Genomic DNA, 19777 nt, shown 5'->3' on the forward strand with positions numbered 1-19777 from the left:
GCAGCAAAGGTATTTTATGTTTATACCTGTTTATCGTTAAAAATAAACATTTTAGAATGTGCTCCTTCGGATGTCCCGCTTTATTTTCAGGGATGCCAAAAGGATTACACATGTTATCTGCTGCACCTTCAAACAGCAATCAGGCCACCGTTCCGTTAATTGCACTTGCAATTGGCGCCTTCGGTATTGGCACCACGGAATTTGGCCCCATGGGTATGCTGCCGGCGATCGCCGACGGCATTGATGTATCCATCCCCACCGCAGGTATGCTGGTGTCGGCGTACGCGATCGGAGTCATGATTGGCGCGCCAATCATGACCTTGTTGCTGGCCAGGCGCCCGCGCCGACAGGCATTGATCATGCTGATGGCGATTTTCACCCTGGGCAACCTGCTGTCGGCGTTTGCGCCCGACTTCACCAGTCTGGTGGGTGCGCGCTTTATTACGAGTCTGAACCACGGCGCCTTTTTTGGTGTGGGTTCTCTGGTCGCGGCCAGCCTGGTTCCCCGGGAAAAACAGGCCAGCGCGGTTGCGGCCATGTTTCTGGGGCTAACGATTGCCAATATCGGGGGTGTGCCTGCTGCTGCCTGGCTGGGCACGACGATCGGTTGGCGCCAGTCATTTGCATCCATTTCCGTACTGGGCGTGCTTGCCATGCTCGCACTGCGCTTTGCGCTGCCTGAGGGAGAGAAAGGCCAGGTGCCGGATGTTCGTGCAGAATTGCGTGTGCTGACCCGCCCGAATGTGCTGATGGCCATGACCACAACGGTATTGGGCGCAGGCGCCATGTTTACCCTGTACACCTATATCAATCCGACCTTGGAAACGCTAACCCATGCTTCGCCGCCATTCATCACCGGCATGCTGGTGCTGGTGGGTATTGGTTTTACGATCGGCAATACTCTGGGTGGCAAGTTGGCTGATCGATCCTTGCAGGGGGCGCTGGTACTGTTTCTGTCCCTGATCGCCATCAGCATGCTGGCCTTCCCTTTCCTGGCTGCATCTCAGGTTGGCGTGGCACTGGCATTGGTGGTATGGGGTACGGCCACGTTCGCGATTGTGCCTCCCCTGCAAACCTGGGTGATGCGAGAAGCGACCGGCGCACCCGGATTGGCCTCGTCAGTTAATGTGGGAGCCTTTAACCTTGGCAATGCCGTGGGTGCTGCGCTGGGCGGGCTGGTCCTGCGCTCGGGTCTGGGCTACACGGTGGTGCCGGTGGCGGGTGCTGCGCTGGCGCTATTGAGTCTGCTGCTTGTGCTGCTACAGTTCAGAAGTGTGCGTCGGCAGGCGGCGATCGCGACGCAGACCTGCTGAGCTTATTGCCAATTGAAATAATGCTGCATTGCAAAATACGTTATACTTGGATGCACTATCGTACCGTTGGGCGCCGCTACGCGCGGCACCGTCTTCTGGCTGCGCAATGATATCAAACCGGCCGTATTCAGGACGGTTCTTTTTTTCTCTTCATGAACACATCAACTAAATCCGGCCATTCCGCAAGCGCTGCTGCTCTCGCGTCTTCGTCCTATTCCTTTCTGAAAGCCGTGTTCGCACTGGGTGTGGGTGGTTTCAGCATTGGCATCGGTGAGTTTGTCATCATGGGATTGTTGCCCGATGCTGCCACCGATCTGGGCGTTTCCATCCCGACGGCCGGTCACCTGATCAGTGCCTATGCGATTGGTGTGGTGGTGGGTGCCCCCGTACTGGCGGTTCTGAGCGCCCGTGTGCCGCGGCGCACGTTGCTGATGCTTCTGATGGTCATTTACGCACTCGGCAACTTTGTCAGTGCGATCGCACCGGCCTATGAATCGATGATGCTGATGCGATTTTTCAGTGGCCTGCCGCATGGCACGTATTTCGGCGTGGCCGCATTGGTTGCTGCTCATCTGGCGCCGCCCGGCAAACGGGCGCAGGCCGTGGGGCTGGTCATGTTGGGGCTGACCACTGCAACCCTGGTGGGAGTGCCCATTGCGGCAGGGTTGGGACAGTGGCTGGGCTGGCGCGCCGCATTTGTTCTGGTGGGTGCGATCGCGCTGATTGCGGTAGGCTTGGTGCGGCTGTGGATTCCGAATTTGCGCGCGAGCGAAGGCGCCAGCCCCTGGCGTGAATTGAGCGCCCTTAAGCGCAAACAGGTCTGGTTGACGCTGGGGATCGCGGGCATCGGCTTTGGCGGGATGTTTTCCGTTTTCAGTTATGTCAAGCCGACACTGATGAATCTGGCCGGTTTGCCGGAAGCAGGCGTGCCTATCGTGTTGGCGCTTTTCGGTCTGGGTATGGTAGCGGGCAACCTGGTTGGTTCGCGCCTGGCCGATCGTGCCCTTATGCCGACCATTGGCGGGCTGCTGGTGTGGTCGGGCATCGTGCTGACCGCTTTTTGCTTCACTTCGCACAACATCTGGCTGGGGTCGTTCAACGTATTACTGGTTGGCACTGCAGTGGCCCTGGGTCCGGCACTGCAAATTCGACTGATGGACGTGGCTGGGGAAGCCCAGACGCTGGCTGCCGCCCTGAATCACTCAGCCTTCAATATGGCCAACGCGCTGGGTGCCTGGCTTGGCGGTATCACCATTTCGATGGGACTTGGATGGGAGTCCACAGGCTGGGTTGGTACCTTGCTGGCACTCTGCGGACTGCTGATATTTTTCTGGGCGGTTGTTGATATGCGTAAAGGGGCGGTGGCGTCCGCAAAACAATAACAGCCTGACTGTTCAGCACCAAGCCAGTACCTGGTCTGCGGCCTGGCCACGACCCGGGTTCGGCAGGGCGCTGCGAGCAGGCCGCGGTCTGGCTTTGGCTGGTCATTTTGGGCTCACGCGTGTTGTAGCGTCTGTTAATACAACACACACATACACAACACAAACATACGTCAGACGGGACACCTGGTTGTCGTAGCGTCGATTGAACCCACGCGCTCCAGGTTATACCTTTGAATATCCCCAATATTACTTATTTAATATTAAATAAATAATATCCATAATGATAACTATTATTATTACGTTATAATCCGTCGTATTTAAAACTAACGAATACGGACAGACAATGAATTCAAGGCGCTCGCAGATGGCTACGCCATCCGCATTCACGACCATCAAGCGGGCGGGGCGCGGTCCCGTATCGTTCATAGGCCGATTGGCAAGGCGCGTGAGTGTCGGGTCGCTCATTGGCGTTACCCCAATCGCTTATGCTCAAACAGATGTGACCCAGCTGACGCCGATTCTTGTTTCCGGTGTCGACAATGGACTGGCCTCTCCATATGCCGGCGGTCAGGTGGCGCGCGGCGGTGGTCTGGGAGTGCTGGGTAACGCAGATGTCATGACCACGCCTTTCAACACGACCAATTACACCGAACAACTGATCCGGGATACGCAGGCGCGTACGCTGGCAGATGTGGTCGCCAATGAAGCGTCGGTACGCAATACGACATCGACAGGCAGCTTCAGCGAGGATTTCCAGATTCGCGGTTTCACCGTCAACAGCAGCGATGTGGGCCTTAACGGCCTTTATGGCTTGACCTCTGGCAGCAGGATTCCGACGGCAATGATGGAACGGGTCGAGGTGCTCAAGGGGCCGGGAACGCTCATGTATGGCATCAGCCCGAACGGCACCATCGGTGGCAATATCAATATCGTTACCAAGCGGGCAGAAGACGAACCCCTAACACGCCTCACCACCAGTTACGAAAGTAAATCGGTGCTGGGTGCGCATCTGGATATGGGTCGTCGTTTTGGCGAGGATAAACAATGGGGTATCCGGTTTAATGGCGTCTATAAAAACGGTAAAACCAGTATGGATGATGGTTCACAAAAGCTCGGGCTGGGCGCGCTGGCGCTGGATTACCGCTCCGACAAACTGCGCTGGACGCTGGATGCGTATTCACAGCGCGAGACGGTGCAAAATTTCAGGGCTCAAAACGGTTTTCATCCCGATATATCTTATATTCCGTCAGCGCCATCGGGACATCGGGCGATTTATGATGGCGCTGATTTGCTGATCCGCGATTCTGCCGTTGCGACGCGTCTGGAATATGACATCTCCGATAATTTGATGGTTTATGGAGCCGTTGGCTATCGTTACGGCGCCACTGAACAGGATTTTCCTTCTGCGCGCACCATAGACGGCGTGGATGAGTCTGGGAATTTCCGTGTGACCAATTCCTGGTATGACGCGTACTCGCGCAACAAAACCGGTGAAATTGGTGCGCGCGCCAAATTCAATACATTTGGCATTAAGCATCTGCTGACGGTATCTGGTTCGGTTCTGAAATCTGAAGCGGGCAGCTTCTATCTTTCGGATCCGACAGGACGCGTTGTCGATTCGAATATTTATGACCCGGTGCCGATCAATCCCATGACTGGAAGCCGGGAAGCGTCAACCAAAACTTCCGAGAACACCCTTACCAGCTTGTCTTTGACAGACACGCTATCGTTCGCTGATGATAGAATTCTGGTGACAGGCGGGCTGCGCAGACAGCAGGTTAAAACAGAAAATTTCAACAACCACGGTGAGGTGACCTCGTCTTATAACGAAAGCGCGGTGTCTCCGCTGTTCGGGATTGTGGTCAAACCCGTCGATAATGTTTCCATATACGGCAACTTTACGTCCGGCCTGACAACAGGCGGTACTGCGCCAATGACGGCCGCAAATGCCGGGGAAGTGTTCCCGCCTTACAAGTCCAATCAATATGAAGCGGGTATCAAGGTGGATTGGGGGCGCGTGATTACCACGCTTTCCGCTTTCCAGATAGACCGCCCGAATGCGATTACTGATCCGAACACAAACGTTTATAGTTTCGATGGTGAGCAACGCAATCGAGGCATCGAACTGTCTGCCGTTGGTGAACTGCAGCCGGGCTTGCGCTTGATGGCAAGCGCAACGTTCTATAACGCTAAACAGCGTCGTACGCAAGGCGGTGTCAACGACGGGAACAGGGCCAGTGGCGTACCCAAAAGTGCGTTCAATCTCGCCGCAGATTGGGATGTCCCCTGGGTGCCGGACTTGAGCGTAGGCGGCCGCATGATACATACATCCTCGATGCCATATGATGCAGAGAATAAACTCACGTTGCCTTCCTGGACAAGGTTTGATCTGAGTGCACGCTACAAGACAAAAGTAATGGGGCGGCCCGTTACTTTACGGGCCAGCGTAGAGAACGTATTGAACAAGCGATACTGGCTCTCCAGCAGTGCCAAGCTGACGGTTGTTACTGCTGCGGCGCCGCGTACTTTCCTGCTATCGGCCGAAATGGAGTTTTGAGCATCAACGTTAAGGGTTTGGCATGGAGCCACGAGCAGGCAGGCGTGACACCGTCTGTTCGTGAGTCGTTCCGGCCAGGCGAATTCATTCTGCTTCAAGCCAATGCAAAAGCATGCGCCCGCGCACTAGGCCGCCGTTACCTGCAGTCCAATCTGCACTGCCGGACGCGCAAGGCCGCGATCAAGCCAGGCTTGCACGTGTTTAAAACGATCGAAACCGACAATCTCACGCGCTTCATAAAAGCCGATAAGATTGCGCACCCAGCCGAGCAAAGAAATATCGGCGATGGTGTAATCTGCACCCATTACCCACTCACGGCCCGCGAGTTGCTTATCCAGAACGTCCAGCAGTCGTGCCGATTCGGTGACATAGCGCTCCAGCGGGCGCTTGTCTTCATAAGCCTTGCCGGCAAATTTGTGAAAAAAGCCCAATTGTCCGAACATCGGTCCGACACCGCCCATTTGCCACATCACCCACTGGATCGTCTCGTAACGCGTGGCGGGATCGGCAGAAATAAGTTTCCCCGTCTTATCAGCCAGATACAGCAGGATCGCGCCCGATTCGAACAGCGCCAGCGGCTTGCCGCCAGGCCCGTCGGGATCGTAGATGGCGGGAATTTTGCCATTGGGGTTGAGCGCGAGAAAAGCCGGATCGTGACTTTCGTTTGCCATAATGTCGATTCGGTGCGCCTCGTAGGCAAGGCCGGTTTCTTCAAGCATGATACCCACTTTCACACCGTTGGGCGTTGGGGCGGAAAACAATTGCAGCAGATCTGGATGCTGTGCGGGCCAGCGTCTGAAAATCGGATGATCGGGTGTCATTTCTAGCTCCTTGGTTATTTCGTTTGTGGCTTCTTTGATAGTTTCAAACGCAGCACGTCATTGTCTCGTCTTGCGTCTTGATTTCGCTGTTCTGATTGCTGTACTCACCGAAGTACGCAAGAATTGTCTTTTGGCAATACGCCCGATACATGCATACGTACAGAAACCGGGCTGAAAGGATATTCAGATGTCTGAAGGACTAACATCGTATATTCTCGGAACATAGAATATCAACCCTATGTTTCTGATTGTCCTCTGTTGAAGTGTTCGGTATCTGAGCTCCGGTCATCCTTCAGGTGAGGCTTTCCATAAAGATTCAGATGGGCATCACCCCACGCTTTGAGCGCATGGAGAATCGGCGCCATGCTCATTCCCAAATCCGACAGGCTGTATTCAACCTTGGGCGGAACCTGTGGATACACTTTGCGCGTGATCAGGCCATCCTGTTCCAATTCGCGTAGCTGATTGGTTAGCATGCGTGGGGTTATGCTGGCTAAAGTGCGACGAATTTCGCTGAAGCGCAAGGTGCCCGACAAAAGATGAAACAGGATGATCGACTTCCACCTTCCATCGATAAGATTAATGGCCGCTTCGACGGCGCAGCCAGGGCTGCAGTCAAAACGAGAATGGCTGGCTTTTCCCATGTAAGTATCCTTTCTGACACTATGTTCATTCTTTGTGCGTATCGCGCTTTGTGCAGTATAGATATAATCATTGCATCTTTCAACTTTTACATTGGATGAGTGATGAAAGCAATTGGCTACAAATCGGCTTGTACCCTCGATCGCCAGGACGCCCTGGTTGATTTCAATCCTGAACGGCCACGTGCAGTCGGACGCGATATGCTGGTCGAGATTCAGGCAATCTCCGTCAATCCGGTGGACACTAAAATTCGTAAAAACGTCGCGCCCGAAGCGGGGGAAACAAAAGTGCTTGGATGGGACGCCGTCGGCAAAATAGTGGAAATTGGCGATGCGGTTACGCTGTTCAAACCTGGCGATGAGGTTTTCTATGCGGGCTCTTTGGTTCGGCCCGGCGCCAATAGTCAATTCCATCTTGTTGACGAGCGGATCGTTGGACGTAAACCCAAAACACTGAACCATGCGGAAGCGGCAGCCATGCCCCTGACCGCTATTACTGCCTGGGAAATGTTATTTGATAGACTCGATATCCGCAAACCAGTCCCTGGCGCTGCGAATGCAGTTGTGATTATTGGGGGGGCGGGAGGTGTTGGTTCCATTGCCATACAGCTTGTGCGAGCGCTCACGGATCTGACCGTTATCGCGACCGCTTCCCGTCCGGAAACACAGGCGTGGGTCCAGGGTCTTGGCGCTCATCATGTGGTGGATCATAGTAAACCAATAGCGTCACAGATCGCTGCGCTGAATATCGGATCGCCGGCGTTTGTATTTTCGACAACGCAGACCCTGCAGCATCTTGCTGACATCGTCGAGTTGATTGCGCCTCAGGGACGTTTCGGTTTGATCGATGATCCGGCAGGGATCGATATCATGAGTTTCAAGCGTAAATCTGTATCGATACACTGGGAATTTATGTTTACGCGCTCCATGTTTGAGACGCCGGATATGAGTCAGCAGGGAATATTGCTGAACGAAGTAGCCGGTTTGATTGATCAGGGGAAAATTCGTACAACTGTGACGAAAAAACTAAGTCCTATCAATGCTGACAATCTGATGAAAGCACACCAACTGATCGAAAGCGGAAAATCCAAAGGCAAACTGGTGCTGGAAGGATTTTGAAGCAGGCATCTGAAGAAATGATTTCTAGGTCTCTGAGCTTGTCGTTAATGAGCTTTATCGCTACTTTCCAGTAGAATTGAAGCGCCCTGCAGGTTCAATGGCGGCGCTTATTATGAGCCAATTCGGTCAATGACAAGAATATAAATTGTTGAAATCGTGCTTCTGCCTGCAGTAGAGATTAGGCCGGGAGGTCCCTTATGGGTCTCCCGGCTCTTTGATTTTGGCGCAGGTTGAGGTTGGCCTGTGTTTGGTGTCACCTATGTTGAGCGTGGCACATGCGGCCGGGAATATCCATCCTCTTCGTGCCGGCCAGAGAATGGACAGACTATGTGTGGACGCTTGCCGTATTGGGAGGGAGCAACAGTCACATTTCCCAGGGATTCTGCGCGCAGAGAGAAATGTCATAGCGTTCAAGGGCCTCAACACATATCGTCTTACTGATTATTCCCTGCTGGGCGAGCGAGGCTCGCGAACTTTTAGGTACAGACCTGAATAGGAAGGCGGATAGCAGGGTCAAGCGTTTTGACAACCATATCGCAATGAGGTGTCTTCGCACCTTAACGACGCTCCGTTTTTCCGGCTATATGCTGCTACAATCATCCCTTCTTTACGCCGTTTCCGGCATCTTGCCATCAGCTTGGATGGCCTGCCCGGCTCAGCACCCCGTCATTCTTGATCACATACCGGTCAACGCCGGCCGGGGTTAATGTTCCCGAAAACGAAGACCTGCCCTCCATGATTACTCTCAAGAACGTGACTCTGCGTCGCGGCACCAAAGTATTGCTCGACAAAACTTCTGTCACCCTCAATCCCGGGGAAAAGGTCGGCCTGGTGGGGCGCAACGGCGCAGGCAAATCTTCCTTATTCGCGGTGCTCAACGGCACACTGCATGAGGACAGTGGCGAGTTTTCCATTCCATCGCAATGGCGTATGTCGCAAGTGGCACAGGACATGCCGGAAACCGAGCAGAGTGCAACCGACTTCGTGGTGGAAGGCGACACCGTTCTGCTGGCCGCGCAGGACGAGGTCACGGCAGCTGAGGCCAGTGATGATGGCATGCGCATGGCGCACGCGTATATGGCCCTGCATGACGCGGGTGCGCATGATGCGGCTGCCCGTGCGCAGGCGCTGATTCTGGGACTGGGTTTTGGCGTGGCTGAGCTTGACCGGCCGGTGAACAGTTTTTCCGGCGGCTGGCGGATGCGTCTGCAACTGGCGCGGGCGCTGATGTGCCCTTCGGATTTGCTGTTACTGGACGAACCCACCAATCACCTGGATCTGGACGCGCTGGTATGGCTGGAAGCCTGGCTTAAAAACTATGCCGGTACACTGGTCGTGATCAGCCATGACCGCGAGTTTCTTGACGCGATCACCAACGTGACGCTGCATATCGATCATGGCACGCTGGTGCGCTACGGTGGCAATTACAGCAAGTTTGAAGACATGCGCGCAGAACAAATGCTGCTGCAGCAGGCCGCGCACGCCAGGCAACAGGAAAAGGTTGCGCACCTGCAAAAATTCATTGACCGCTTCAAGGCCAAAGCCAGTAAGGCCAAGCAGGCGCAAAGCCGCGTCAAGGCACTTGAGCGCATGGAAAAAATTGCACCTGTGCTGGCCGATGCCGAGTTTCAGTTTGAATTCAAGGCTCCGCTTAGCATGCCCAACCCCATGCTGGTGCTCACCAACGGCCGCTTCGGCTATCCTCCAGCTGACGACGCGCCGGTCGACGCCAAACCTACAGTTATTGTGCAGAATATCAACCGTACTGTCCTGGCGGGACAGCGCATCGGTATTCTGGGTGCCAATGGGCAAGGCAAGTCAACGCTGGTCAAAACCATAGCCGGCGCACTGGCGCCTATCGGGGGCGAGATTATTCCTGGTAAAGGCCTGAATATCGGTTATTTTTCCCAGCAGGAATTGGATGTGTTACGCCCAGCTGAGACGCCGCTGGAGCATATGATTCGACTGGTGCGCGACACGCCGGCCAGCATGCGGCCCAGCGCCATGGATTGTCGCGAACAGGGGTTGCGCAATTTCCTGGGCACGTTTAATTTCAGTGGTGATATGGTCAAGCAGGCAGTCGGCAGCATGAGCGGTGGGGAAAAAGCGCGCCTGGTGTTGTGCATGATTGTCTGGCAGCGTCCCAATTTTCTGCTGCTGGATGAACCGACCAATCACCTGGATCTGGCGACCCGGGAGGCGCTGAGCGTCGCGCTGAACGAATTCGAAGGTTCGGCGATGCTGGTCAGCCACGACCGCGCCTTGTTGCGTTCGGTCTGCGATGAATTCTGGCTGGTGTCACGCGGCGGCATGACAGACTTTGACGGTGACCTGGATGATTACCAGATATATCTGCTGGAAGAGGCCAAACGGCAGCGGGAAGCGGCGAGCGGCAGACAGGTTGCTTGAGTGATAAGGCGAGTGGTCGGGTATCGTAGGGCTGGTTCAGTGCGAAGAACTGTTGAATTTTGACCTGCCTATCACGCATCCAGTATATCCTCCCACCACCGGCGGCTCGGGCTGGCCGACTCAGTATGAGGAGATCACGCCAATGTGTGATGCTGTGCTGGTGGACATTAAGTTTTATACGAATCTGGACGGCAAAAGCTGGAACGATGAGGACAAGTATCTGGCTAATGCCGGAACTGGGACCAAGGAAATGCGCTATACCATGGAGCCAGGCGAATACGGAAAATTTATTGATCCCTATAACACCAAAAGGCAGGCGAAAAACCCGGAGCAACAGGATATACCTGAGCACCTGATGGTGACCTATCCAAGTGTGAGCCCACCGGTGACCTACGTTAACGCACCGGCGATCGATACCAGCGCGATGGCGCCGGGAAAGGAAACCACGTGCAGACCAGTCAGGCATTGACTGTGATGTACCCTGGTATGGGAGGCCCGTGCCGAATTCTGACGACTTAGCGCGTCGGGTTCGGCACACAAGGGGATGACGCGAACGCACGTGGTGTTTCAGGTTTCTTTACTATCTTTACCAATATCTTATTTCATCGTCTGAAATGCTACTGGTTTCCCCTTTGTTTTGTTCAAGAAAGATTCTCGCCAGCTTTTCTGCTGCCTCTTCGGCGTGCTTTTTTGCCAACTCTTCAGCCAGGGCAATGCTTCCGGTATAGGCAGCATGCCATATGGCTTCATGCTCGTCCCAAACGCGTTCCGGCGGACGTACATTATTTGTCAGAATCGCTCTCATCAGCCTGCGCATATGGAACCAGAGGATCTTGGTCGACTCAAGGATCACGGGGTTGCCGGATTTATGATATAGAAACTGATGGAAGTTCATGTCGCATTCGACAGATCGGCTTATGTCCTGTTGCTGATACGCGAGCCGCCCTTCCGTCAAGAGATTGATGCCCTCCTGCTTGTCCGCGTCCCCATATGACTGATCAACAAATTTTCTGGAAATCTCCCGGCATGCCAGGCTGTCGAGTGCGGCCCTGACGTGGTACATCTGGATCAGGGACGTGGCGTCGATATACGACACCATGACGCCCTTTTTATCGTAGTCGGAAATAAACCCCTGGCTTTTCAGTTGCGCAATGCTTTGCGTGATGGGTTGCCGCGAGACGCCCAGCATTTCTGCTAAGCCGTCCTGGGTGATTCTTTCGCCTTCCTTTAGCGTCCCATTGCAAATCATCTCTAATAAGATCCCGTGGACTTCTTCTGTCAAAGGCTTGGGCGGCCGGATTTTTTGCACCATTGAACTGTTGTCGCCTGAAAAATTAAGAGTCATTTTGAATGTGCCTATATTTACCACGGATTTTTACGATCTTAGGGTAACTACGGGCTGTTTATCAAGTTAAACAATGTTAGATTTGAATTAGGAATTCTGTATACAGAATTCCTAATTCAAATTATGGCGCATTCAGAAGTGAAAATCAAGGAGACTAAGATGAAGTTAACAGAAGAACAATTGAAGACATTCGATGAGCTAGGATACTTATACTTGCCCGGATGTTTCAACGCCGAAGAGGTGGCGCGCCTGAAAGCGGCTGCGCAGGATGTGTTTAGCGAACAGCGGGAGGAAATCTGGCGAGAAAAGAACGGGGTTCCCAGAACCGCTTTTGCTTGTCATAAATATAACCAAACGTGTAATGCGCTGGTGGGCGATCACCGCCTGGTCGAGCCACTTGAACAGCTGTTTGGCGAGCAAGTATATGTACATCAGTTCAAAATCAATGCCAAGGCAGCATTTACGGGTGAAGTATGGCAATGGCATCAGGATTTCCCGACCTGGCATAAAGATGACGGGATGCCTGAGCCTCGCGCAATGAACATCGCCATATTCCTGGATGATGTGATGCCGATCAACGGCCCTTTGATGATCGTTCCGAAAAGCCACAAGCATGGCGCCCTGCAAAGTTCACATGATCAGCAGACAACGTCTTATCCGCTTTGGACCCTGGATAACGACACCGTGACCAAGTTAGTAGAAAACAACGGAATCGTTACACCAACCGGTAAAGCAGGTGGGGTATTGATGTTCCATGCAAATATTGTCCACGGTTCAGCTGGGAACATTACGCCGTATCCAAGGCGCATAGTCTATCTCACGCTTTCAGCGCTATCAAACGCAATCACCAATCCTACAAGACCAGAATTCATCGCCCATACAGATTTTACTCCCGTCACGAGCGCTTCCGACGGAATGGATCAGCAGTGCCTGGCAGCCTTGAGTTCCTGAGAACCTTAAAAAACGGAGAAGACAAATGTCACAAACCAGAAGAACGCTATTGAAGGCCTCCCTGGCATTGGGCGCGGCCTCAGCACTGCCGTTTCCCATGTTAGCGAGAGCCGGCGAAAAAATTTCTATGAAGTGCGGAACCAACGTTCCGATGACTCACCCCATCTATTTGCGTTTGCAGGAGGCATCCGAAAAAATTCTGAAAGACTCGGATGGCCGTGTTCAGTTCAAGATATTTCCGAACGGACAACTGGGGGGCGATACTGAAATGCTCAGCCAGGCGCGTTCCGGCAGTCTGGAGTTTGTGACCATGCCAGGTGTGATTCTGGCGAATCTGACCAAGATGGCATCGCTCAATAGCGTGGGCTTTGCATTCGATAATTATCCTGAAGTATGGAAAGCCATGGATGGCGAGTTGGGTCAGTTTATCCGCGAGCACATTTCTAAGGCCAACTTGATGGTGTTTGAAAAGGTCTGGGACAATGGATTTCGGCATATTACGTCCAGGAGCCCAATCCAGACGGTGGAAGATTTGCAGGGTGTCAAAATCCGGGTGCCAGTCAGTGCCATGCTGCTGAGCATCTTCAAGTCGATTGGTTCGTCCCCCACGTCTCTCAATTTCAGTGAGCTATACAGTGCGTTGCAGACGCACATCATGGATGCGCAGGAAAACCCCTTACCTATTATTTACACCGGAAAACTGTATGAAGTACAGCCGAATTTGGCATTGACAGGGCATGCCTGGGATGGCTATTGGTTGTTGAGTAGCAAGAGAATATGGGACAAGCTACCTCAGGACGTCCAGCAAATTCTGAGCGTGCATTTGAATGCAGCGGCCGTAGAGCAGCGCAAGGATAGCGAAAAACTGGGATTGGATCTACAGGCCGAGTTGACAACAAAGGGTATGAACACGACGACGCCTGATAAGGAGTCGTTCAGAAGCAAGCTTGCGCAAGGTGGCTACTACGCTGAGTGGAAAAAGAAAATGGGCGATGAGGCCTGGGATATTCTGGAGAAATCGACAGGTAGAAAAATATAACGATCGGCGAGCAGGTTGATCAATAAATCAATATTAGGAGACAAAATTGAAAAAACGTATGGAAGGCAAGGTTGTGATTGTGACAGGAGCCGGATCGGTGGGCGACGGCTGGGGAAACGGGAAAGCTGCGGCCGTCTTGTATGCCCGTGAGGGGGCGCATGTTCTGGCAGTGGATTTAAATGAAAATGCAGCCCGGGACACACAGCAGATCATTTCCGATGAAGGGGGAATCTGCCATAGCGTTGTCGGCGATGTGACCGAAGTCAAGGATATCGAGACGATCGTGTCGACCTGTCTTGACAAATTTGGCCGGATTGATGTCCTGCACAACAATGTGGGTATTGCACAGGTCGGCGGATGCGTGGAGACAAGTATAGATAGCTGGAATCGGATTATTAATATCAATCAAACCAGTATTTTCCTGATGAGCAAATATATTCTGCCGCATATGGAACGACAGAATGGCGGTTCGATCGTTAATATCGCCTCAATTGCGGGCCTGCGATGGTTAGGATTTCCTTATGTAGGTTATTCAGCGAGCAAGGCGGCGGTCATGTCCATAACGAAGGATATTGCCATGCAATACGCGTCCAAAGGCATTCGTGCCAACTGTGTGTTGCCGGGGTTCATGGATACGCCAATGATACGTGAGCCCTTGAAGTCATCGTATGGCGGAGACGTGGACACCATGCGCAAAAAGCGCGATGCGCAATGCCCGATGCAAACCATGGGTGATGCATGGGACGTGGCTTATGCATCACTGTTCCTGGCATCCGATGAAGCCAAATATATAACCGGAGTGGATTTAATTGTCGATGGTGGTTTGACACTTAAATGCGTGTAATTCGAAATTTCTAACTGAAAGGACAATTTCCATGGAAATGCTATTGAAGTCAGAAGTTCGAACACTTGTACAGGGGCAGGAGGCTGAAAAGCAAAATCTACTATCTCAATCTCTGGTGAATTTGAACAGCATATTGATGAAGCTGGTCGCCTTGGTCGCGGTGCTTCTATTGTGTGTCGAATCAATCATACTGTTTGTCGGTGTGATTTCGAGATATGTTTTTCATAGCCCGATATTCTGGTCGGACGAGGCGGCCACGCTGATTTTTATCTGGCTGACCATGTTTGGTGCAGTCCTGGCGCTGGATCGCAATGAACACATGCGTCTGACCGCTATTGTCAGCAAGTTGAGCGATTCGAAAAAGGCGTTATTTGAAACTTACTCGATGCTTATCGTCCTGTTGTTTTTATCATGCATCCTGGTGCCCAGTTATGAGCATGTGATTGAACAGATGTTCATAACCTCGCCTGCGCTGGAAATCCCTGACGGTTATCGGACGCTGGCGATCTTTACCGGCGTTGTCCTGATGATGGTTTCAGCCATGGCCCGACTCTCGAAAATTGCAAATGCCAGGCAGTTGCTGTTATGCCTGTTGTTCATTACTGCAGTGGGTTCCCTATTCTGGTGGCTCACACCAGTATGGCAGGCAATGGGCAACTATAACCTGCTGGTATTTTTTGTGCTGTTGATTGGCTTCTCGGTGCTGGGCGCTGTCCCCATCGCATTTTCCTTTGGCATCGGTACATTGTCCTATATTCTGTCGGTGACCGATTCTCCCCTGATGATCGTGGTCGGGCGTCTGGATGAAGGGGTCTCACACGCGGTATTGCTTGCCATTCCCTTGTTTGTGTTTCTTGGTGCGTTATTGCAAATCAGCGGCATGGCAAAAAATATGATCAACTTTATGGCGTCGCTGCTTGGGCATGTGAGAGGGGGTCTGCAGTTTGTGCTGTTGGGCGCCATGTTTCTAGTGTCCGGTATTTCCGGCTCAAAAGTGGCGGATATGGCGGCCGTCGCGCCCGCGTTGTTCCCCGAAATGAAAAAAAGGGGAGAGAATCCAGAGGAACTTGCCGCCTTGCTGTCTTCCACAGGCGCGATGACTGAAACTATTCCCCCCAGCCTGGTGCTGATTACGATCGGTGCGGTCTGCGGCGTATCCATCTCGGCTTTGTTCATCGGTGGGGTTTTGCCAGCGGTCGTGTGTACCCTGGCTATTGCATTCATGTGCTGGCTCCGGGCCAGAAAAACAGATACGTCAGCTATCCAGAAGCAAAGCGCAAAGGTGATCGGGAAGACATTTCTGATCGCGCTTCCTGCCCTGCTGTTGCCGTTTCTGATTCGCGCCTGTGTGGTCGAAGGTGTTGCGACGGCAACCGAGGTTGCGACGATAGGCATCTTCTACATTATCGTGGTTGGATTCATTGCACACCTGTTTCAGCGGCAGATCGAGTTCAAGCGCATCTACGGCATGTTGGTTGAGGCGGTGTCGCTGTCGGGAGCCATTCTGCTGATTATCGGGATGGCCACCGCGATGGCGTGGGCGTTAACGCAATCGGGCTTTGCCGCAACCCTCATTGAGCTCATGACTAATATTCCTGGAGGCAAGATCGGGTTCCTGCTAGTGAGCATCGTCATGTTTATTCTGCTCGGTAGTTTGTTGGAAGGCATACCTGCCATTGTTCTTTTCGGACCCTTGCTGTTCCCGGCTGCACATGCGCTCGGCATCAATGACGTTCATTATTCAATGGTGGTCATTCTGGCCATGGGTTTGGGACTGTTTGCGCCGCCTTTAGGCGTGGGTTTCTATGCGGCATGCGCAATCAGCAAAGTGTCACCTGACGGTGTATTCAATAAGGTTTGGGGATATCTGCTGGTGCTGCTTCTGATGTTATTTGTGATCGCGTTCGTGCCCTGGATCTCTACGGTATTTCTATAGACAACAGGCACGCGATTACAAACTGTACCGTACATATTACATAAAATTTAGGAGAGATCATGTCAAAGGCATCGATAAGCGGTTGGGCGCATTCAAAGTTTGGAAAATTGGATGCAATAGATTCGGAGACTTTATTGGCTGAAGTCGCCCGGGAGGCGATCAGTCACGCAGGTCTGGAGCCGGAAGAGATCGATTCCATACATATCGGTCATTTTAATGGCGGCTTTCTTTACCAGGATTTCCCTTCCTCACTGGTATTCAATGCAATACCTGAACTCAGGTTCAAACCCGCTGTCAGGCTGGAAAATGCATGTGCAACCGGCTCTGCGGCCATACATTCCGGGCTTGATGCCATCGGTGCCGGCAGATCCAGACACGCATTGGTCATTGGGTATGAAAAAATGACTGAGTTATCAACGCCGGAAGTGGGCAAGGTGTTGCTCAAGTGTTCCTATGCCAGGGAGGAGGCTGATGTCAGCGGCGGGTTTGCGGGGATCTTTGGAAATATCATTGCGCATCACTATTTTGAGCGCTATGGAGATAACCGAGACGCACTGGCTGCCATTGCTGCAAAGAACCACAAGAACGGCGTCAGCAATCCCTATGCGCATTTACGCAAGGATCTGGGGTTTGACTTTTGCAGACAGGAATCGGCAAAAAACCCGCTGGTTGCCGGTCAGCTAAAGAGGTCCGATTGCTCAATGGTGTCCGATGGGGCCGCCGCTATCGTTATCAGTCGAAGCGATCAGGTACCAAACCAGCAGAATAAAGTCGATTTCATGGCAACGTCCCAAGTGAATGATTATCTGCCACTTGGCAAACGCGATCCGATCGAGTTCATGGGCGCGCGACTGGCCTGGCAGAAAGCATTGGCAGACACGGGGATGCGGCTGAGCGATCTATCCTTTGTCGAAACTCATGATTGCTTCACAATTGCCGAGTTGATCGAATATGAGGCGATGGGACTGGCAAAGCCAGGCGAGGGCGCCCGGGTTATTTTGGATGGCATTAGCCATAAAGACGGACGCCTGCCTGTCAACCCGTCGGGGGGACTCAAATCCAAGGGCCATCCCATTGGCGCCACCGGCGTATCAATGCATGTCATGGCAGCAATGCAATTGTCGGGGCAAGCGGGGCAGATGCAGTTGAACAGAGCGGACACCGCAGGCGTGTTCAATATGGGCGGGGCTGCAGTCGCCAATTATGTCAGTATTCTTCGCAAGAATTGAGAGTAAATATCATGCTGCAATACGTAAAAAATCTGGGTTCATTACTAAAAGATATTAGTCGTCGGTTTCCGCAAGCGCCTGGCTTCATAAAAGGCAGTGAGCAGTTCTCGTGGAGTCAGATCAATGCCCGGGTCGACGCGATGGCGCATGCCTTGCGCGCTCAGGGTGTCGGCAAGGGGGATCGGATACTGATCCATTCGACCAATAACATTCAGTTATTCGAGAGCGCCTGGGTCGCGTTCAGATTGGGTGCGATCTGGGTGCCGACCAATTTTCGCATCACAGAGCCGGAGATCGGCTATCTTGCCAAATCGAGCCGGGCCTCTGTCCTTATTTACGATCAAGGGTTTGCCTGCCATGCTGATGCCGCAAGGAATGCGAGCGACACGTTGCAACACATTATTGCTTTGAATGACCCCAGGGATGGCGAGTTGGATTATGAGAATTTACTTAACCAGTATCGGGTTTATGGTGTGTTCGACGATGTGGAAGTAATGTATGAAGACCCCTTATGGTTTTTCTATACATCGGGTACGACCGGATACCCAAAAGCCGGGGTGCTGTCACATGGCCAAATGGCGTTTGTAATAAACAACCATCTGGCCGATCTGATGCCCGGTATTGATCACCGCTCCAGCTCATTGGTGGTTGCACCGCTTTCTCATGGTGCGGGCATCCATGCCCTGGTCAATACGGCAAAAGGAGCAGCCAGTATTTTGCCGGTGTCGCAAAAACTCGATTGCGAAGAAATTTGGTCTCTTGTGGAAAAGTACAACATCGATAACATGTTCACAGTGCCTACTATTGTGAAAATGCTTACGGAACATCCTGCGGTAGACCGTTATGATCATCGTTCGCTTAAGTACGTTATCTATGCTGGCGCGCCGATGTACCGAGCTGACCAGAAGCATGCGCTGAACAAGCTGGGCAAGGTGTTGGTGCAATATTACGGGTTGGGTGAGGTAACGGGAAATATCACGGTGCTCCCGGCTGACTGTCATGAGCCCGATGACGCAAATAACCACAAAGCAGGTACTTGCGGATTTCCCAGAACCGGTATGGAAGTCGCTATTTTGGACGATACCGGAAAGCGACTGCAGGCATTGGAGACTGGGGAGATTTGCGTGCGGGGCCCTGCTGTTTTTATGGGTTATGACAATAATCCTGAAGCGAACGAGAAGGCCTTCAAGTTCGGCTGGTTTCATACGGGCGATATTGGGCATGTGGACGAGGACGGTTATCTCTACATTACTGGCCGCCAATCCGATATGTATATTTCCGGCGGTTCGAATGTGTACCCCAGGGAGATTGAAGAGATCTTGCTGACGCACGTTGCGATTTCCGAAGTGGCCGTGCTGGGGGTGCCTGATGAAAAATGGGGTGAAATTGGCGTGGCTGTGGTTGTATCCAAGCCCGAAGCCAGTGTTAACGAGCAGGACATATCAGCATTTATCACGGGCAAGCTGGCCAGATACAAGCATCCAGCAAAGTATTATTTCTGGCCGGAACTGCCTAAATCGGGCTATGGAAAAATTGTTAAAAAAGATATTAAAGCCAGGCTGCAGGCTAATTAATGCTTGGTTTGAAAACGCCAGCCCCTTCTTGATCAGAATCGGGCTGACCTGCTGAGTTGTACCAAGTATCAGCTATACAGTCAATCCTGGTCAGACATGATCTGTCTATCGGGAAAGGAGTGAAAAAATGCTTACCAGCCGCGTGCAATCGGAAATCGATAATCACACCCAACAATATCATCTAAAAATTGATGAAGGAGAGTCCATTTACGAAGGCCTCAGGGCCCGCTTCGAAAGCCGACTGATTCAATTTTGCAGTCTGTTTTTTTTACCTGCCAATTTGCAATCAGCGTTTTATCGCACAGCCAGTCCTGATGCCACGGGCAAAACCATTGTTCGTTATGGCCAGGCCGTTGTCATTGAGAACGGATTGCTGCTGTCCGCAAATGCAGTGTTTGGTCAAAACCAGAGCGGTCAGGCGCTTATACACTGCCATGGCTGCCTTGTCGACGCGAACGGCAGAATGCATGGGGGGCATCTGGATCTGCAACGAACCATTGCCGGTCGCAGAGGTGTCCAGGCATGGGTGACGGCAACCAAATTCACGGGTTTCAGGTCACAACTGGATAAGACGTCCAATCTCTTCGTATTTCACCCGGTCCGGCTGGCGGAGTAAA

At 52.5% G+C, this 19777-nt stretch carries 16 protein-coding genes; 13 read left to right on the plus strand and 3 right to left on the minus strand.

The genetic code is table 11. The features are described from left to right. Positions 1-110 precede the first annotated feature (110 nt). The 3 genes from MIM_RS00490 to MIM_RS00500 all read left to right on the plus strand — a co-directional run bounded on the left by MIM_RS00490 (position 111) and on the right by MIM_RS00500 (position 5252). Positions 111-1313 carry an MFS transporter gene (locus MIM_RS00490; RefSeq protein ID WP_025370791.1) on the plus strand — a complete coding sequence of 401 codons (1203 nt, stop codon included), beginning with the start codon at positions 111-113 and terminating at the stop codon, positions 1311-1313. 152 nt (positions 1314-1465) lie between these two features. Beyond that, positions 1466-2695 carry an MFS transporter gene (locus MIM_RS00495; protein ID WP_025370792.1) on the plus strand — a complete coding sequence of 410 codons (1230 nt, stop codon included), beginning with the start codon at positions 1466-1468 and terminating at the stop codon, positions 2693-2695. A gap of 364 nt (positions 2696-3059) precedes the next feature. Continuing rightward, a complete protein-coding gene (locus tag MIM_RS00500) occupies positions 3060-5252 on the plus strand; it encodes a TonB-dependent receptor (protein ID WP_025370793.1) in 2193 nt (730 codons plus the stop codon). A 125-nt stretch (positions 5253-5377) separates the two neighbouring features. On the opposite strand, the gene MIM_RS00505 is transcribed toward MIM_RS00500, so the two are convergent. Together MIM_RS00505 and MIM_RS00510 are read right to left on the minus strand one after the other, a co-directional pair. Further along, on the minus strand, positions 5378-6073 hold the full coding sequence (locus MIM_RS00505; RefSeq protein WP_025370794.1) for a glutathione S-transferase N-terminal domain-containing protein: 696 nt from the start codon (positions 6071-6073) through the stop codon (positions 5378-5380). A 236-nt stretch (positions 6074-6309) separates the two neighbouring features. After that, entirely contained in the window at positions 6310-6717 is a 408-nt protein-coding gene (locus tag MIM_RS00510; RefSeq protein WP_025370795.1) for a winged helix-turn-helix transcriptional regulator, read from the minus strand. Between the two features lie 102 nt (positions 6718-6819). Here MIM_RS00510 and MIM_RS00515 point away from each other — a divergent pair, with 102 nt between their 5' ends. The 3 genes from MIM_RS00515 to MIM_RS00525 all read left to right on the plus strand — a co-directional run bounded on the left by MIM_RS00515 (position 6820) and on the right by MIM_RS00525 (position 10711). Then, entirely contained in the window at positions 6820-7833 is a 1014-nt protein-coding gene (locus MIM_RS00515; RefSeq protein WP_025370796.1) for a zinc-binding alcohol dehydrogenase family protein, read from the plus strand. A gap of 735 nt (positions 7834-8568) precedes the next feature. Continuing rightward, positions 8569-10242 carry an ABC-F family ATP-binding cassette domain-containing protein gene (locus MIM_RS00520; RefSeq protein ID WP_025370797.1) on the plus strand — a complete coding sequence of 558 codons (1674 nt, stop codon included), beginning with the start codon at positions 8569-8571 and terminating at the stop codon, positions 10240-10242. Between the two features lie 52 nt (positions 10243-10294). After that, positions 10295-10711, plus strand: coding sequence for a hypothetical protein (locus tag MIM_RS00525; RefSeq protein WP_144084562.1), 417 nt, complete (start codon positions 10295-10297; stop codon positions 10709-10711). 117 nt (positions 10712-10828) lie between these two features. On the opposite strand, the gene MIM_RS00530 is transcribed toward MIM_RS00525, so the two are convergent. Further along, complete coding sequence (locus tag MIM_RS00530; RefSeq protein WP_084458878.1) at positions 10829-11587, minus strand: GntR family transcriptional regulator; 759 nt, start codon at positions 11585-11587, stop codon at positions 10829-10831. A 159-nt stretch (positions 11588-11746) separates the two neighbouring features. Here MIM_RS00530 and MIM_RS00535 point away from each other — a divergent pair, with 159 nt between their 5' ends. The 7 genes from MIM_RS00535 to MIM_RS00565 all read left to right on the plus strand — a co-directional run bounded on the left by MIM_RS00535 (position 11747) and on the right by MIM_RS00565 (position 19776). Then, the gene (locus MIM_RS00535) at positions 11747-12538 is read left to right on the plus strand and encodes a phytanoyl-CoA dioxygenase family protein (RefSeq protein ID WP_025370800.1); all 792 of its coding nucleotides are present in this window, start codon (positions 11747-11749) and stop codon (positions 12536-12538) included. 25 nt (positions 12539-12563) lie between these two features. Beyond that, the gene (locus MIM_RS00540) at positions 12564-13577 is read left to right on the plus strand and encodes a TRAP transporter substrate-binding protein (RefSeq protein ID WP_025370801.1); all 1014 of its coding nucleotides are present in this window, start codon (positions 12564-12566) and stop codon (positions 13575-13577) included. A 46-nt stretch (positions 13578-13623) separates the two neighbouring features. Further along, a complete protein-coding gene (locus MIM_RS00545; protein ID WP_025370802.1) occupies positions 13624-14421 on the plus strand; it encodes an SDR family NAD(P)-dependent oxidoreductase in 798 nt (265 codons plus the stop codon). 37 nt (positions 14422-14458) lie between these two features. Beyond that, positions 14459-16357: a TRAP transporter large permease gene (locus MIM_RS00550; RefSeq protein WP_084459064.1), complete on the plus strand. Its 1899-nt coding sequence runs from the start codon at positions 14459-14461 to the stop codon at positions 16355-16357. 59 nt (positions 16358-16416) lie between these two features. After that, the gene (locus MIM_RS00555) at positions 16417-17586 is read left to right on the plus strand and encodes an acetyl-CoA acetyltransferase (RefSeq protein ID WP_025370804.1); all 1170 of its coding nucleotides are present in this window, start codon (positions 16417-16419) and stop codon (positions 17584-17586) included. 11 nt (positions 17587-17597) lie between these two features. Then, positions 17598-19160, plus strand: coding sequence for an acyl-CoA synthetase (locus MIM_RS00560; protein WP_025370805.1), 1563 nt, complete (start codon positions 17598-17600; stop codon positions 19158-19160). Between the two features lie 127 nt (positions 19161-19287). Further along, the gene (locus MIM_RS00565; RefSeq protein WP_025370806.1) at positions 19288-19776 is read left to right on the plus strand and encodes a PPC domain-containing DNA-binding protein; all 489 of its coding nucleotides are present in this window, start codon (positions 19288-19290) and stop codon (positions 19774-19776) included. The last annotated feature ends 1 nt before the right edge of the window (position 19777 follow it).

This window comes from Advenella mimigardefordensis DPN7, assembly GCF_000521505.1.
Taxonomy (GTDB): Bacteria; Pseudomonadota; Gammaproteobacteria; order Burkholderiales; family Burkholderiaceae_B; genus Advenella; species Advenella mimigardefordensis.

Coding starts and splice junctions, on each gene's coding strand:
- MIM_RS00490 (WP_025370791.1), top strand. CDS start 111: ATGTTATCTGCTGCACCTTCAAACAGCAATCAGGCCACCGTTCCGTTA.
- MIM_RS00495 (WP_025370792.1), top strand. CDS start 1,466: ATGAACACATCAACTAAATCCGGCCATTCCGCAAGCGCTGCTGCTCTC.
- MIM_RS00500 (WP_025370793.1), top strand. CDS start 3,060: ATGGCTACGCCATCCGCATTCACGACCATCAAGCGGGCGGGGCGCGGT.
- MIM_RS00505 (WP_025370794.1), bottom strand. CDS start 6,073: ATGACACCCGATCATCCGATTTTCAGACGCTGGCCCGCACAGCATCCA.
- MIM_RS00510 (WP_025370795.1), bottom strand. CDS start 6,717: ATGGGAAAAGCCAGCCATTCTCGTTTTGACTGCAGCCCTGGCTGCGCC.
- MIM_RS00515 (WP_025370796.1), top strand. CDS start 6,820: ATGAAAGCAATTGGCTACAAATCGGCTTGTACCCTCGATCGCCAGGAC.
- MIM_RS00520 (WP_025370797.1), top strand. CDS start 8,569: ATGATTACTCTCAAGAACGTGACTCTGCGTCGCGGCACCAAAGTATTG.
- MIM_RS00530 (WP_084458878.1), bottom strand. CDS start 11,587: ATGACTCTTAATTTTTCAGGCGACAACAGTTCAATGGTGCAAAAAATC.
- MIM_RS00535 (WP_025370800.1), top strand. CDS start 11,747: ATGAAGTTAACAGAAGAACAATTGAAGACATTCGATGAGCTAGGATAC.
- MIM_RS00540 (WP_025370801.1), top strand. CDS start 12,564: ATGTCACAAACCAGAAGAACGCTATTGAAGGCCTCCCTGGCATTGGGC.
- MIM_RS00550 (WP_084459064.1), top strand. CDS start 14,459: ATGCTATTGAAGTCAGAAGTTCGAACACTTGTACAGGGGCAGGAGGCT.
- MIM_RS00555 (WP_025370804.1), top strand. CDS start 16,417: ATGTCAAAGGCATCGATAAGCGGTTGGGCGCATTCAAAGTTTGGAAAA.
- MIM_RS00560 (WP_025370805.1), top strand. CDS start 17,598: ATGCTGCAATACGTAAAAAATCTGGGTTCATTACTAAAAGATATTAGT.
- MIM_RS00565 (WP_025370806.1), top strand. CDS start 19,288: ATGCTTACCAGCCGCGTGCAATCGGAAATCGATAATCACACCCAACAA.